Below are 13,200 nucleotides of genomic sequence, written 5' to 3'. Positions count from 1 at the left end.
CGAATTCAATAAACGACCACCCGAATTCAATAAACGACCACCCGAATTCAATAAACGACCACCCGAATTCAATCTTAAGCTGTTCCACATAAAAATTGCATATATTGGGCGGGCGAGACGCCCACCCCACAAGAAATGTACAATTTCAGATTATGCAAACTAAATGTGGTTTAGCTTACCAAGGGGGGATTAAGGGGGGTAATGTAACTTGTGTGTACACCGTAGCATCTAGAAAGCGAGGTCTAGTCATGAGTGATCTACAGCCACTCGCAACCAACAACGAAAATTCTTTACAAGAATTAATATGGGCGATCGCTACTTCTCAAGAAGAATTTTCCCTGATTTTGGCACTTTGTAATGGAGCTAGTTTGCGAAGGCGTTTGGTACAAAGTCTGCAAGCATCGAGCGATTTGAAAATTCGAGAGATAGTTTTGGATAAATCGATTAAAACATTTTTCCAGACTATCCAAAATTTACTCGGTTCTGAGCATCCCCAGGCGCTGGTAGTATCTGGTTTAGAATCGGTCAGCAAGCTAGAACAAGTGCTGAGTGGTGCTAATCAGGTCAGGGAGGAGTTTAGAAAAAATTTTCACTTTCCGTTGGTGTTGTGGGTAACGGATGACGTGCTGCACAAACTCATGCGATTAGCACCAGATTTACACAGTTGGAGTACTATCGTTGAATTTGCGATCGCTACTGATGATTTAATTGATTTTATCCAGCAAACTGCTGATGAAGTCTTTGAAAAAGTTTTAGCGGCTGGTGCAGGCAGATATCTCGATAGTACGGCGCTGAATTTACAAGTTGGCTCTCCACGCCGAGTTGAGTTGGAGTCAGCATGGCATGATTTACAAAATCGTCGTTTGAGTTTGAATCCAGAACTGGAAGCGAGTTTAGAATTTATGCTAGGTCGGGCGAATTCTAGTTCACTGGAATTGTCAGGGCAATATTACGAGCGTAGTTTAGCTCTTTTTGTCAACGATTCTCCATCACCCCGCTTCCTAGAACGACGCGCCTGTTTACTTTACTCTCTAGGACTTTGGTGGCGTACCTATGCAGTGTTACATCACCCCGAACGCGATCGTGCTATTGGTTTTGCTAAAGATTATTTTCAAGAATGTATTCAGGTATTTGAGCAAGCTAATCGCCAAGATTTGGTAGCAAAATTTATCAACGCTTTGGGTTCTGTATTGCAAGATTTGCAACAGTGGGAAGAGTTGGAGGCTGTTGCTAACAAAGCAATTGTGTTACATCAAACCTATCCTAATCAGTTTAAACTAGCCAGAGCTTATAGCTTTCTGGCTGAGGTGCTAATTGCTAAATTTGCTTGGAATGAGGCAAAGCAAACAGCCGAACAAGCGCTTTCTCTGCTGGATAGCGTGCAAATAGATACATCTGCGCCAGTCTCAGAGGAGATGAAAGCAGATTTAGATTGGGAAAGGTCGTATCATCAAGGTTGGTATTTGTTTGCGTTAGCGCGATCGCAATCTGCACTCAATCAACCAGAAGCAGCACTGCAAACCTTAGAAACTGCCAAAGCAGAAACCAAAGCACAATACGATCCAGAGCTTTACATTCAGATTTTGGCAGAGTTACGAGCAAACTACTTTAAAAAAGGTGAATATGGAACTGCATTTCATCTTAAACAAGAACAGCGATCGCTTGAACAGCAATATGGTTTCCGTGCTTTCATTGGTGCAGGTAGGTTACAAGCACAACAAACAGTAAATAACCCAGCTTTAGCATCCGTTGAACAACAAGAAACAGTAGCCACAGAAATCGCTGCTTCTGGAAGACAGCAAGATATTAATCGCCTGATTGAGCGCATGGGTCAACATGACCGCAAACTAACAATTATTCATGGGCAATCAGGTGTTGGTAAAAGTTCAATTTTACAGGCTGGATTAATCCCGGCATTGAAACAGAGATCCATTGGTATTCGTGATGTTTTGCCTGTTTTACAGCAAGTTTATCCAGATTGGATTATAGAATTAGGCAACCGTTTACGAGATGCTATTTCTGACTTACCGCGCATTCCTTATGAAGGCAGAAGCTATGAATACTCTCCTCCCTTCAGAGAAGACACAGCAGGAGAAAAGTCTATTCTCAACCAATTAGAAAAGCATGATGATTATAACCTGCTGACAGTTTTAATCTTCGATCAATTTGAAGAATTTTTCTTCATTTATAACGATCCAAGTAATAGACGAAAGTTTTACGAATTTTTACGTGATTGTTTAGATATACCTTATATAAAGGTTATCTTGTCTTTACGCGAAGATTATCTACATTATTTATTAGAATGCAATAATCGGCTGGCAAACTTTGATGTTATTAGTAACAATATTTTAGATAAAGATATTCTTTATCATTTGGATAACTTTTCATTAGAAGACGCTAAATTAATTATTCAAAACTTAACTCAAAAAAGCCAGTCAGTTTTAGAAGCACCATTAATTGATGAATTGGTAAAGGATTTAGCTAGAGACTTAGGCGAAGTACGCCCCATTGAATTGCAAGTAGTAGGAGCGCAATTACAAACAGAAAAAATAACGAAGCTAGAACAGTATCAGCAACATGGCCCTAAAGAAAAGTTTGTTGGGCGATTTTTAGAAGAAATTGTCCAAGACTGCGGTTCTGATAATGAACAGATAGCCAAACTAGTTTTATATTTACTCACAGATGAAAAGAATACCCGTCCTTTAAAAACTCGTGCTGATTTAGAATTAGAGTTAGATGTAAAAACTGAAAAACTTGACTTAGTTTTAGAAATATTAGTGAAATCGGGGTTAGTGCTAAGGGTGCCAGCATCACCTTCTGACCGCTATCAACTAGTACATGATTATTTAGTGCCATTTGTGCGCCAGCAACAATCAGCTAGATTAATTGCTGAGTTGGAAAAGGAGAGAGAACAACGAAGGCTAACAGAAGCAAAGCTGAATGAAGTTCTTAAGCAGCAATTACTAGAAACACGTCGCGGATTGCTTTGGAAAGTATCACTAGGAACGATAGCTGGAGCATTAACAATGTTCTTACCTGTGGTGTTGATAAGTCAGAACAATACCCAACTCTTATCTACAAGTACAGAAGCAAAAGGGCTACTAAAATCGAATCAAGATTTAGAGGCACTGGTCAAAAGTATAAAAGCAGGTAAACGACTACAACAGTGGTGGTCAGTTGGAGTAAAACCCGAAACTGAAATGCAAGTAAAGACTGCATTACAAGATGCAGTTTATACCATAAAAGAGCGTAACAGCTTAGAAGGACATAGTGATACTGTCACGAGCGTTAGTTTTAGTCCTGATGGTAAGATGATAGCTTCTGGTAGTGCAGATGGCATGGTGATAATTTGGAATCGCAATGGTAGAAAAATCAAGGATTTTAAAGCTCACGAAAAGAAGATTACTAGGCTTTGCTTCAGTCCCAACAGTCAAAACATACTTACTGCAAGTGAAGATAAAACTTTTAAATTGTGGAGGTTAGAAAGTAAAGAAATTACCACCTTCAAAGGACATGAAGACGAGATTACTAGCTTTAGCTTCAGCCCCGATGGTCAGAAAGTGATTTCTGGTAGTAAGGACAAAACTTTAAGACTTTGGAAGTTGGATGGCCAAGAAATCAAAATTTTCAGAGGACATAAGCAGAGCATTAGCAGTGTCAGCTTCAGCCCTGATGAGAAGATAATTGCTTCTGCTAGCGAAGAAGATAAGATGATCAAATTATGGAGTATGGATGGTAAAGCATTCAAAACATTGAATCGTGCAGGTGATAGAGTTAGTTTTAGCCCCGATGGTAAAACTATTGTTATACAAAATAACGGTGATATTATACTAAGACGTCTTGACGGCTATTTTATTAAGTCGTTTGTTTTTGCTGCTAATAGCGAAAGTCTAGTTTTTAGCCGTGATGGTCAGATTATTTACAGGGCTAACTTCTCCGAGCAAACTCTAAGCGCATCAAGTTTAAAGATTGACACTGAAGACACAGTTGACTTTAATTTCACAGGACATAGAAATACAGTCACTAGTGTTAGCTTCAGCCCTGATGGTAAGATGCTCGCTTCTGGAAGCGAGGACAAAACTGTAAAACTCTGGAGTTTGGAAAACAGAAATTTTCAAACTTCTCATGGAACTGATTCGGGTGAAGTGAATGAAGTCGGTTTCAGTCCCAATGAGCAGATAGTTGCCTCTATTAATAATAAAGAAGTAAAACTGTGGCAACGTAATGGTATTCTAAAGACAACCTTGCCAGAAAGTAATTCAAAAATAATTTTTAGTACCGATACCCATAAATTGGTTTCTGCCAGTCAGATTAGCACATTGCAACTTTGGCAGCAGAATGGTACTTTTGTTAAAAATTACCAGGATAAATTTATTGATGGTAGTTTCAGCCCCGATAAACAAACAATTGCTCTAGTAAGGAATGATAATACTGTAGAACTATCCTCAACTAATGGCAGGCTAATTAAAATTCTCCAAGGTCATAAAGATAAGGTATATCAGATTAGCTTCAGTCTAAATGGAGAAATTCTTGCCACAGCTAGTGAAGATAAAACTATCAAACTCTGGCGTCGCAATGGAACATTTATTACTACCCTTAATGGACTCAATAAAGTATCTCAGATTAACTTCAGCCCAGATCAAGAAACTATTGTCACAGCTAGTGAAAATAAAACTATCAAACTTTGGCGTCGTAATGGAACACTTATTACCACCCTTAATGGTAATATCCAAAATATCGGTTTCAGTCGTAATAGCAAAACGTTGGCTATTTTGGACAGCTATAACACTGTAAAATTTCTGGGTAAGGACGGTAAATTAATTAAAAATCTGAAATCTGCTCAGGAAATGTCAGTAAATTTTAGCTCTGATGGGGAGATAATAGCTATTAGCAATCCAGGGCAAAATGAGGCTGAGGGGACACTAGTAGAATTATGGCGCATGGATGGCACTTTCCTGGCAAAGCTTCAGAACAAGGATAAAAGCCTCTTTGCCTCAGGTTTTCTACCTGATAGTCAGATAATAATTGGTTACAATAATCTATATAAAAAATTGTTTTTTTGGAGGCGTGATGGTTCTCTTATCTCAACTTTTGATAAAAGACTAAATAGTCTTAGCCATGATTACCAGATTTTGGTCACTGTTGAAAGCGATAACAAAGTAAAGCTTTGGAAGCGTAATGGCATACCAATTAGAACTATTCAAGTAAAAAGTGAAAAAGCAAATTTCAGCAATAATTCATCATATGTTAGGTTCAGCCCAGATAGTCAAATATTAGCTATATACACAGGTTTTGGTAACGTAGAACTCTGGCGGATTGACGGGACTTTCCTCAAAAATTTCCTGTGTCTTCCTGATAAAAGTATTGAGCAGTTTGGTGATGAAAATTTCTGCGAAGACCAACCCCCGCTGAGTTTCGGTTCAGATAGTCAAACCTTAGCTATCCGCATTAATAAGAATGAAGTGCAATTCTGGGGAATTAATAGTAAGACTAAGGCAGAAGTAAAACTTTTAAAGACTATTAAGGAACAAAATAATCGAGTTGAAAGTATAGAGCCTATCCCTAATAGCAATAAAATAGCAATTTATGGGAGTGATGACGTAGTAAAACTCTGGCAATTTCCTGAACAATCAGGCAAGCAACCTCGACTATTAAAGACTTTGCTAGGGCATAAAAATTGGGTAAATAGTTTAAGTATCAGCCCCAAGAGTGGGATGATTGCTTCAGCAAGTGACGACAACACAGTGAAACTTTGGCGGGGTGATGGTACTCTGGTCTACACTTTCACTGGACATAAAAACAAGGTCAATAGTGTCAGTTTTAGCCCAAATGGTGAGCTAATTGCCTCAGCAAGTGATGACAAAACCGTTAAAGTCTGGCAACCCGATGGCAAAGTAATTAAATCTTTTGAAGAGCATGGTAATAAGGTAACAAGTGTGAGTTTCAGCCCTGATGGTAAAACTATTGCCTCTGCCAGTCAAGACAATACCATAAAACTCTGGAGTTTAGATAACAAAAATAGTAAAAGTTCAGCTACTTTAAATGCTGATGAGCCTGTTAGCAAAATCAGTTTCAGCCCAGATGGCAAAATAATTGCCTCAGCTGGTGTGACAAAAGTGAAACTCTGGAGTATTGATGGTACTTTACTGACAACTTATGAGCGCTTTGGCAACACTGATGTCAATTTTAGTCCAGATGGTAAGAGTATTGCATCTGGCGGTAAGGAAATTTTGGTTTGGGATTTTGACTTAAATCAACTTCTCAAACGCGGTTGTGATGAGGCGCATGATTATCTGAAGAATAACCCAAAAGCAGAGAGCGATCGCTCTCTCTGTGACGACATCTACAAAAAAAAGTGAAAGCTCAAGGTGTCTTATTTTGAGTAAAATAAAACACCTTTAAATTAATTTAAAATTGATTGACCTACCACTTTTGGCGCATCAACCCGCAAACTCATTTGCTCATACCGCACAGTTAACCAAGGCTGACCTAAACCGATTCCAGAAAAAGGACTTTCGTCCGGGATTTCTAACTTAGAACCAATCAAACCCAACACAGATTCAACTTCAGCAGGGAACATCAGCAAATCACTACCCTTGACGCTGAAACTAGAGGCACTTAACCACTGTCTCCATGCCAAACTTTGTTGATTATACTTAAGACTACACAACTTCCGGTTTTCCTGATGCACAGTAACATACTTTCCTTGTTCCCAGGTAAACTTAGCTAGTTCCTTTGGTAGCCCCCAAATTTCTCGACCGCCAGCCACCGAATCAGCATTATCTACATAAATGTGGGAAACCCAACCACCGATTTTTCTTTGGTAATTAACCAAAGCTGGGACAACAATTAACTCACTATACTCCAGTACTGAGCCTGACCCATAATGAGATAAATACACGCTAGCGAGAGTTTTACCAGGCCATACAGAAATAATTTCTAACTCTAAGGGAATCAAAGGGCGCACTTGGTCAATATTTACCAAATGCAAAGTTTGGATGGCATAGCCTTGGAGTGTCCAAGGTGCTTGTGGATATGGCATAAGGGAGTTAGGAATAGAGAGTGAGGAGTTAGGAATAAAGTTAAGAATTAAGAGCAAGAGTTACTAATATTAGTTCTACTCTAACTCGAGACTTCAAACTCCTAACTCCTAACTTCTAACCTCTAACTCCTAAAAAAAAATCCCCACTCAGGCATTTGTCTGAGTGGGTAATATGAGGTCGAACAAAACAATCTTCTCAAAAGAAAGTAGAGGAATTATTTGCTCTCTGTAAAATCAGCGTCAATCACATCGTCGCCGTTACTAGAACTAGAAGAACTGCTACTATCTTGAGGTTCACCACCAGATGTAGCACCAGCACCAGCGCCAGCACTGGCACTAGCACCAGCTTGTTGATAGATGTTGCTACCAACAGCGAATAACGCTTGTTGCAATTCTGGGGTGAGCTTTTTAATTTGCTCATCGTCTTCTTTAGCAACAGCTTCCCGCAGTTCTTTCACTAAACCTTCGACTTTAGTCTTGTCAGCTTCGGGAACTTTATCGCCCAATTCTTGTAACTGCTTTTCAGCTTGGTATGCCAAAGAATCGGCTTGGTTCTTGCGTTCAATCTTCTCACGCCGTTCTTTGTCAGATGAAGCATTTTGTTCAGCTTCTCTTACCATCCGGTCAACGTCATTTTTATCCAGGGTAGAAGCGCCAGTTATGCTGATGGACTGTTCTTTACCAGTACCTTTGTCCTTAGCGGTGACGTTAAGGATACCGTTAGCGTCAATATCGAACACCACTTCAATTTGAGGAACGCCACGTGGTGCAGGAGGAATACCATCGAGACGGAAGGTTCCCAAACTCTTGTTATCGTTAGAGAATTCGCGTTCACCTTGGAGGACGTGAATTTCTACGTTGGTTTGTCCATCCACAGCAGTGGAGAAGACTTCCGATTTCTTGGTGGGAATTGTGGTGTTGCGGGGGATAATTTTGGTCATCACACCGCCCAATGTTTCCACACCCAAAGATAGGGGTGTCACGTCTAACAGCAAGATGCCAGTTACATCACCAGCCAGTACTCCAGCTTGAATGGCTGCACCAACTGCTACAACTTCATCAGGGTTCACGCTTTGGTTGGGGTCTTTACCCAATACCTGCTTCACAATCTGTTGGACTGCGGGAATCCGCGTAGAACCACCAACTAACACCACTTCATCAATATCGCCTTTGTTTAACTTGGCATCCCGAAGGGCGTTTTCTACAGGAATACGACAACGGTCGATTAAGTCAGAGCAAAGTTCTTCAAACTGGGCGCGAGTCAGCGTTGTATCCAGGTGCTTGGGCCCATCCTGGGTTGCAGTGATAAATGGTAGGTTGATTTCTGCTTGGGTAACGCTAGAAAGCTCAATTTTGGCTTTTTCTCCAGCTTCCGTCAGACGTTGTAAGGCTTGTTTATCTTTCCGTAGGTCAATACCTTCAGCTTTCTTGAACTTCTCAGCTAAGAAATCAACTATTTTTTTGTCAAAGTCGTCACCACCAAGGTGGGTATCACCAGATGTAGCTAGTACTTCAAAAACTCCGTCTCCTACTTCCAGCACGGATACGTCGAAAGTACCACCACCAAGGTCAAATACTAGGATGGTTTCGTTACTCTTCTTGTCAAATCCATAAGCCAAAGAAGCGGCTGTCGGCTCGTTGATAATCCGCAGAACTTCAATCCCGGCAATTTTACCAGCGTCTTTTGTCGCTTGCCGTTGCGAGTCGTTGAAGTATGCAGGAACAGTGATTACAGCTTGGGTTACAGTTTCACCCAGGTATTTGCTGGCATCTTCAACTAATTTGCGAAGAACTTTTGCAGAAATTTCTTCAGGAGCAAACGGTTTACCAGCTATTGGACAATCTAATTTGACATTGCCGTTGCTGCTAAGAACTTTGTAAGAAACTTCTGTAGCTTCGTTACCCACTTCATCGTAGCGGCGACCGATAAAGCGTTTGACTGAGTAAAACGTATTTTCGGGGTTCATCACCGCTTGGCGTTTTGCGATTTGGCCAACCAAGTTGTCGCCATTTTTCGCAAATGCGACTACTGATGGCGTTGTCCGAAAACCTTCAGCATTAGCAATTACTGTGGGTTTACCACCTTCCATCACTGCCACGCAGGAGTTCGTTGTTCCTAAGTCAATTCCAACTACTTTTGCCATTTTAGGTGCTGGCTCCGTATAACTACAAATGAATGAATGAGAATATAAAGCACTAAATTTTGAACCAACAGGGTCAAGAAATCAGCCAGTTCAGCATGAATACCTTTAATTTGGCTTTCCTGGGGTTAAAACTCCAGACTATGCTGATATATATACTGAAGCTTAGTGGTAGCCAGTCCATGAAGGGTGGTTTCCCGAACCTTACTTGGGACGGTTAAACTAACTAAATTTTGTTTTTAGTTGGTTCATGGATTAATTTGTCTTCACTCTGTCTAATGTAGAAGAATTAATACTTTCAGTAATTAGGGTGAACCGTAACGTCTGAGTGGTGTTTGCCGTCTTTTGAGGCAATAAAGTACAGAAGCATTGGGGATTGGGGATGGGGCATGGGGCATGGAAGAGAATAATAACTCAGCATCAGCATTCAGCACTTGGCACTTAGCACTTAGCACTTAGCACTCAACACTCAGTACTCAATACTAAAGACTCAGTAGTTACTTAAGCCCAGAAAAAAGAGTTTCCCAGGCAATCACAGGTGGTCTTTGTCCTTGGTTGACTATTTCAAAAATTTTCCTAGAGCTATTTGGCTGAAAAAGGCATTCTACACAGGCGTTTGCAACATCAATCCGGCTGGCATCACCCGAAAGGGTATCACCAGTGCCTATGACCACACCGTATTTACCCCCAGTTTTTGCCTTCAGGAGGGTGTTGAGGTCGTATGAGGTATAGGGGCCGTCAATAAGGCGTCCTGGGCGAATAATGGTGTAGGGCAATCCTGAATTAATAATGGACTCCTCACCCTTTTGTTTAGCATCCAACACGCCAAAACTATTAAGAATACTAAAAGGAAACTGATTTTTACGGAGAATTCCACAAGAAGAGACGAAAACGAATCGCTTCAAATTCTGGGGTGCTGCTGCTACTAGATTGCTGACACCTTGAGCATCAATCTTTGTCGGACTATTCTTTGCTTTTGCTTCACTAGATTTGGGATTAAAGAAAATAATTCCCCATTCAATCAAGTTCGGGGTTTCGTCAAACTCCCATCGCGCAGAGGGAAAGGCAGTAGTTCCAGTACAATTTATGATGTGAGTAACACCTGGCATTGCAGCTGGCAGTGTAGGTGGCTGGCGAATGTCACCAACGGCAATTTCCACTCTCTGGTTAAACATCTCTTCAGCTTTTGCAGCATTGCGTGTCAGAACGCGAACTTTTAAACCCTTTTCGAGTAACTTGCCTACCACTAATTGCCCGACTCCACCTGTAGCACCAGCAACTAGTATTAAATCTTTAGCTGAATCAAAAGAAGTCATAAAGTGCCCTTGAGATAGTCTATTGTTAATCTACCTAAAAAATACGATGTCTACGAGAGGCTGTGCCAATCATTATTAGACCTCTTGCAAAAATCCTTGAATCACCCCTCCCCAACCTCCCCTTGTGAAGCAGGGTGGTTTCATACGAAAAAAGAAAAATATATAAGTCTTGATTTTTCATGTATAACGATAGATTTTGACCCCTCTCCAAACCTCTCTCCGCTTCGGGGAGAGGCTTTGAAACCCATTTTTAGTTTTTCTCTCGTTGTATGAAACCACCCTGCCAACCCTCCCCTTGTGAAGGGGAGGGGGCAAGATTTTAAGTTTACCGCCAATATATCGGGGGGATAAAGGGGGTTTATTCGACTTATGCAAGAGGTTTATTAGAATACAAATTAATTGTAGATAGCGCAGAACAGCCTATAGAAATACCTACGAATTAACTAGGTATTTTTATTATGTTTTAATAGTTAAAAAGAGCTATTTAAAATTAAAGATATTTAATTGTATTTGGGATAAAAATTTTGAGAAAAATGTGACTCTTCGCCTTAAAACCCTGATTCTATCCTCAAACTATTGTCAGCGATCGCCAGCCCCAAATAATGGTTAAAACCTATTCCTAGCATACATTTGCTAATTTGCGGATATGTCTACTGTTGTTGGTGTTGATACTATTACTGACTTTAATAGTTCTGAAGGTGACAAGATTGTACTGGATAAGGCTACCTTTAGTGCGTTCCCGCTTCTCCTGTCAAAGACGCTACGCGTCGTTTCGCCGCAGGGGTACGCTATCGGTAATCCACATCATCAAAAAGGAACCAGATTAAAGATTTGGCTAATGGCTCTTGACTCTGTAGCTTTCAGGCACACATCTGGGAATTTTAGGAAAAGCGCAAATTCCCTAGAACTGAATTAGCGCAGTAGCCAGTACTTGAGGTTTCGAGCAAGGAATGAAAATTAGTCAGAAATTAATTTCGGGAATTCTAGGAATAGCGACTCTCTCAGTAATTACTGGTGCGATTAATGCCCATCAACAATTGAAAATAGCTAAGTATATTGCTCAACAAGAGGCTGAAGAAGTTGCTGGACTAGTAGCATATTTCGTAAGTCATGAACTTGATGAATACCACGAAATGGAATCGCGAGATAAGATGTTAGCGGAATTGCAAGACCATGTTATCTCGCTACACAAGAGACGTCAGCGCGATCTGGAGATTGTAGACCGCAATAAAATCATTTTGGCAGATGTAGTTCCAGAAGACATTGGTACGCGATTAGATCGCGATCGCAATAATGAAGTTGGTAAAACTATTCAAGATGGTATACCAAGAACATATATTGAGTTCAGTCCTGAGTACCCAAATGGGATTCGATTGATTGCTGTTCCTTTTAAGACTGGCAAGGGTGAAAGAATTGGTGCAGTCATTCTGGAATATACACCGCTTTATGAAGCAGCCCTAGCAACAGCCCATAAAAATATTGTTGCCACGTCAGTTATCAGTTTGGCATGTGGCATACTCGCACTATTAGTAGGCTATTTGATCTCTAGAAGCATTTCAAAACCGATTAAACAACTCCAGCAAGCTGTGGTAAATCTGTCTGAAGGTAAGCTGAATACCAGAGTTAATATTTGCTCCCAGGATGAGATTGGCGAGTTAGCTACCTCGTTCAACAAAATGGCGGACGATCTGCAACATTCCAGAGATGAATTGGTCAATGCCAACGAACAATTACGAGACGAGATTGTTGAGCGTCAGCAGACAGAAGCAGAACTTCAGCAAGCTCTGAAAGACCTGCAAAAAACCCAAATCCAATTAATTCAATCTGAAAAAATGTCGAGTCTGGGTCAACTAGTAGCAGGAGTTGCCCATGAAATCAACAATCCAGTTAATTTTATCTACGGCAATCTGCAACACACTGATGATTACACTCAACAACTGCTGCTGTTAATTAAGCTTTATCAAAATCATTATCCCAACCCAGAGCCAGAAATTCAAAATGCTAACGAAGAAGCAGATATTGAGTACCTAATAGAAGATTTGCCTAAGATGTTAACCTCAATGAAGATGGGGGCTAAACGCATTCGGGAAATTGTTCTCAGTCTCCGAATTTTCTCTCGTTTGGATGAAGCTGAGTTCAAAACGGCCGATCTCCATGAAGGAATCGACAGTACTCTATTAATTTTGCAACACCGTCTGAAACTACAAAATAATCGCCCTGAAATTAAAGTGATTAAAGAATATGGTGAAATACCTCAAATCCAGTGTTTTGCAGGGCAAATGAACCAGGTATTTATGCACATCTTGACAAATGCGATCGATGCTTTAGAAGATTGTTTCCAAAAAGAACTTTGTCCAAATCCCTTGATTCGCATTTCTTCTCTTCAGGTAAATGAAAATATAATTATTCGGATTGTTGATAATGGGGTAGGAATTTCAGAAGAAATCCAGTCGCGTTTATTTGACCCTTTTTTCACCACAAAACCAGTTGGCAAAGGGACTGGTATGGGCTTATCGATTAGCTACCAGATAATTACAGATAAGCATGGTGGATCTTTGCAATGTATTTCATCACCGGGACAAGGTGCAGAGTTTGTAATTACAATCCCAATTCGAGTAGCGAAACCAGCACATTCATCAGTTGGCGATCGCCACGCCTATCGGTAAAAGTCAGTGCTAATGTTTTTCAACCTCTAAGTGCG

6 protein-coding genes are annotated in these 13,200 nt (G+C 40.5%); 2 read left to right on the top strand and 4 right to left on the bottom strand.

Annotated elements, in window-relative coordinates:
* Positions 1–248 precede the first annotated feature (248 nt).
* The gene (locus RMX89_RS08115; protein ID WP_322688569.1) at positions 249–6,359 is read left to right on the top strand and encodes a hypothetical protein; all 6,111 of its coding nucleotides are present in this window, start codon (positions 249–251) and stop codon (positions 6,357–6,359) included.
* 44 nt (positions 6,360–6,403) lie between these two features.
* Here RMX89_RS08115 and RMX89_RS08110 read toward each other — a convergent pair whose 3' ends face one another.
* The 4 genes from RMX89_RS08110 to RMX89_RS08095 all read right to left on the bottom strand — a co-directional run bounded on the left by RMX89_RS08110 (position 6,404) and on the right by RMX89_RS08095 (position 10,499).
* Positions 6,404–7,042, bottom strand: a complete 639-nt coding sequence (locus RMX89_RS08110; RefSeq protein ID WP_322688568.1) for an acetoacetate decarboxylase family protein — start codon at positions 7,040–7,042, stop codon at positions 6,404–6,406.
* A 215-nt stretch (positions 7,043–7,257) separates the two neighbouring features.
* Positions 7,258–9,186: a molecular chaperone DnaK gene (dnaK, locus tag RMX89_RS08105; protein WP_322684851.1), complete on the bottom strand. Its 1,929-nt coding sequence runs from the start codon at positions 9,184–9,186 to the stop codon at positions 7,258–7,260.
* A 302-nt stretch (positions 9,187–9,488) separates the two neighbouring features.
* A complete protein-coding gene (locus RMX89_RS08100; RefSeq protein ID WP_322688567.1) occupies positions 9,489–9,638 on the bottom strand; it encodes a hypothetical protein in 150 nt (49 codons plus the stop codon).
* A gap of 42 nt (positions 9,639–9,680) precedes the next feature.
* Positions 9,681–10,499: an SDR family oxidoreductase gene (locus RMX89_RS08095; RefSeq protein WP_322684852.1), complete on the bottom strand. Its 819-nt coding sequence runs from the start codon at positions 10,497–10,499 to the stop codon at positions 9,681–9,683.
* 950 nt (positions 10,500–11,449) lie between these two features.
* On the opposite strand from RMX89_RS08095, the gene RMX89_RS08090 reads away from it, so the two are divergent.
* Complete coding sequence (locus tag RMX89_RS08090) at positions 11,450–13,165, top strand: ATP-binding protein (protein WP_322688566.1); 1,716 nt, start codon at positions 11,450–11,452, stop codon at positions 13,163–13,165.
* Positions 13,166–13,200: the final 35 nt, after the last annotated feature.

It is taken from the genome of Nostoc sp. DedSLP04, assembly GCF_034530775.1.
Classification (GTDB): domain Bacteria; phylum Cyanobacteriota; class Cyanobacteriia; order Cyanobacteriales; family Nostocaceae; genus Nostoc.
The sequence above is the reverse complement of the archived record's forward strand: the minus strand, read 5'-3'. Positions and strand labels throughout refer to the sequence as shown.

Excerpts from the sequence above, each read along its gene's own strand:
- RMX89_RS08115 (WP_322688569.1), top strand. The coding sequence starts at position 249 with ATGAGTGATCTACAGCCACTCGCAACCAACAACGAAAATTCTTTACAA.
- RMX89_RS08110 (WP_322688568.1), bottom strand. The coding sequence starts at position 7,042 with ATGCCATATCCACAAGCACCTTGGACACTCCAAGGCTATGCCATCCAA.
- dnaK (WP_322684851.1), bottom strand. The coding sequence starts at position 9,186 with ATGGCAAAAGTAGTTGGAATTGACTTAGGAACAACGAACTCCTGCGTG.
- RMX89_RS08095 (WP_322684852.1), bottom strand. The coding sequence starts at position 10,499 with ATGACTTCTTTTGATTCAGCTAAAGATTTAATACTAGTTGCTGGTGCT.
- RMX89_RS08090 (WP_322688566.1), top strand. The coding sequence starts at position 11,450 with ATGAAAATTAGTCAGAAATTAATTTCGGGAATTCTAGGAATAGCGACT.